At 31.9% G+C, this 2,931-nt stretch carries 4 protein-coding genes; 2 read left to right on the top strand and 2 right to left on the bottom strand.

Annotated elements, in window-relative coordinates:
• A partial coding sequence (locus NAAC61_RS10415) for a DUF4351 domain-containing protein (RefSeq protein ID WP_202695993.1) occupies nt 1–251 on the top strand: 251 nt, incomplete at its 5' end.
• Between the two features lie 192 nt (nt 252–443).
• Here NAAC61_RS10415 and NAAC61_RS10900 read toward each other — a convergent pair.
• Nucleotides 444–668: a hypothetical protein gene (locus tag NAAC61_RS10900; RefSeq protein ID WP_337920138.1), complete on the bottom strand. Its 225-nt coding sequence runs from the start codon at nt 666–668 to the stop codon at nt 444–446.
• A gap of 62 nt (nt 669–730) precedes the next feature.
• Nucleotides 731–1,873, bottom strand: coding sequence for an RNA-binding domain-containing protein (locus NAAC61_RS10410; protein ID WP_233552344.1), 1,143 nt, complete (start codon nt 1,871–1,873; stop codon nt 731–733).
• A gap of 505 nt (nt 1,874–2,378) precedes the next feature.
• Here NAAC61_RS10410 and NAAC61_RS10405 point away from each other — a divergent pair.
• Nucleotides 2,379–2,931 (top strand): hypothetical protein (locus NAAC61_RS10405; RefSeq protein ID WP_202695992.1); only part of this gene is annotated, 553 nt, incomplete at its 3' end.

Here is a 2,931-nt window from a genome sequence, read left to right as displayed (position 1 = left end):
AAATAGTTATGACGATAGCTGAAAAGTTGAGAAACGAAGGAATGGAAAAAGGGAAAATTGAAGGTGAAAGGAAAGGAAAACTTGAAGGAGAAAGAGAGTTCGCAATTAGAATATTAAGCAAAAGATTTGGTAACCAACTAACTGAAGAAATAAAAGATAGGATAAGAGAAGCAGACGAAAAAACGATAGATTATATAGGAGATAACTTGTTAGAGATAACCATAGAAGAACTAAAAGATTTAGTAAAGTAGTCGTAGAAAGGTAATTCTATACCAATCTCAAGAATTTGAGATATAATTCTGCTTTTAAAAAATATCACTCCTTAGTTGTGATTGTTTCAATGAGGAGTGATATTTTTTTATGTCCTGTCGTTGATTGCCGGAACAGAACATTTATTCATGCCTGTTTTAGAATTCTTACGTTTTTGTAACTGTTAAATTTGCCTATTGGCTCTTTTTTGGCTCAATTGGCTCATTATTGGCTCTTTTTTGGCTCAATTGGCTCATTATTGGCTCTTTTTTGGCTCTTTTTTGGCTCAATTGATAATATATTTCTCTTTTAGCTTCCCCTTGCATTATAACTATTCCTTTATCAACAAGATTGCGAAGATCCCTTGTCGCTGTTGGTTTTGATGTTTTATTTAACTCCTGATATTCCTTATTAGTAATCTTTCCCCTTTCTTTTACATACTTTACTGCCTTGATTTGCCTTTCATTTAACCCAATTTTTCTTAAATTATCTTCTGTATAAATGTCTTTATAGAAATAAACTGCAAAACCGCCAAACTCCTCTTTAAATTCTGGTTCAGGTAATCCTGCTTTTTACATTCATCAATAATTTTTATGGTTCCTCTACCCCAGGCCTCTATTAATCCAGCTTTGAAAAACACATCTGCCAATAACTCATTTCTTGGATAAGATGAATGGTTTTTCTTTAATTCCTCAACGTTAATTTCTTTTGGAAGTGTACCAACATTCCAGAGAATTATTTTATCAGGATAAATTTTTAACTGAGTATGTGGACCAATATAATCTCTATGTATAACCGAATTAATTATGGCTTCTCTCAATGCTTCTTCTGGATATTCAAGTTCTTCTTTACGATAAATTCCTTCAAATCTTATTTCAGATATAAGATATTTTGTTCGCAACAACTCCATTGTTTTTTCTACCTGCTCAAAGAGATTTCCTTCAATATCATCAGAACTTATAATATCTGTATCCGTCAAGAATTTACCCACTTTTATGTAGGAGCTTGTCCAGATTTTTTTTGGATTTTTACCGAATAACAAAAGGGCAGCCCTTGTTAATTTACCATTTTTAATCAAATTTAATTTTTCAAGTACCTTTATTGGCTCATTTTCATCTTTTACAAATGGAATTCTTTTTATCGCGATTTGTTTGAATTTTTCAATTGTTTCATAATTTATATCCTCAATAGAAGCGTTTCCCTCAGTATACTCTTCCCAGTGCTTACCTGAATTGGATATTAGAAACCTGGTCAGGTCCTTGCCTTTTAGTTCCTGAATTGTGCTTCCGCTTCTAACATAAAATCTCCCATTATAAGAAATTGGTGCATAGGAATGCTCAACTTCTATTACAATTATTTCCTTACCGTTTTTCTTTTCTAATCGGACACTTGGTATAATGCCAAGGATATCCCTTAATTTATTAGGTAAATCCTCAAGTAATTTCTTAGAGTCTTTAACGCCAACAGGCTTACCATTATCATCAACTCCGATGAGCAATCTTCCACCGTCGGTGTTTGCAAAGGCACAAATCGATTTTATATATTCGTCCCGCCATGAGGACTTGAATTCGGTTGTATGAGATTCAACTAATTCTAAATCCATATTTCTTTTCTCTTTTTTCAAAGGCTTCTTTCCCACCTTTTAATATTTCGCAAACGTGTTCTCTAATTCCTTGTCAAGTTCTAGGAATAGAATAAGAAGTGTTAACCACATGATAAGTTATTAAGTTCGCTGGCATTAAATTTAATAGAATAATTTATGCGATTCTCTACCAAAAAGTGTCTGCTTAACTTTCTCAAAAATGCAAAAAAGTAACATAAATAAAATATCATAACTTTGTTAAATTTTTATTAATTTCTTTATATGCAACAACATTATTGGTACCTATTCAGTCTAACGCTGCCAAGGATGGCTTGAGAAAAATGTTGACAAACTGCAACAATTGAAAGGACGGTAGATTTAGTTAAGGAAAGTTTTTTGAGTTATAATATCTGTATATAAGTATGTCCTTATGGACGAGCTGCTGGGTTAAATGGACAGGAGGTTTCTTCCTTAGAAGGGTGGGGAGCGTGGCAAAGGGGCGCTATAAAACTTATTATACTTGAGTTAGAAGAAATGGGGTGCCAAGATGGACACATTAGAAGAGATAGCAAAAAGGGAAAGAGAAGAAGCTAGATTGGAAGGTGAAAGAAAAGGGATACTTGAAGAAAGAAAAAGATTTATTGAATTCATTATGAAAAGCCTAAAAAAAACATTAGATAACCATTTAACCGAAGAATTAAAAAATAACCAATTAACCGAAGAGTTAAAAGATGAGATAAGAAAAGTGGATGAAGAAACGATAAACTACATAGAAGATAATTTATTAAAAATGACAATAGAGGATGTAGAAAAAATTAAGATCTCCAATGTATTTGAAATATTAGAAAAAATGGTTATAATGGACAGTGGAATAGCTAAATTAGATGGTTTACGAGAAGGTTTTAAACAAGGAATAATCGAAGGCGAAAGAAAAGGTATTAAAAAAGGAAAACTTGAAGAAAGAAAAGAAATGGCTATAAAGTTATTAAGTAAACGATTTGAAAAAGATTTTACAAAAGAGATGAAAGAAAAGATAAAAGAAGCTGAAGAAGGAAGAGTAAACCAAATAATCGACAATATATTTGAAATAACTATAGAAG

It is taken from the genome of Petrotoga sp. 8T1HF07.NaAc.6.1 (genome assembly GCF_016772115.1).
GTDB lineage: Bacteria > Thermotogota > Thermotogae > Petrotogales > Petrotogaceae > Petrotoga > Petrotoga mobilis.
The sequence above is the reverse complement of the archived record's forward strand: the minus strand, read 5'-3'. Positions and strand labels throughout refer to the sequence as shown.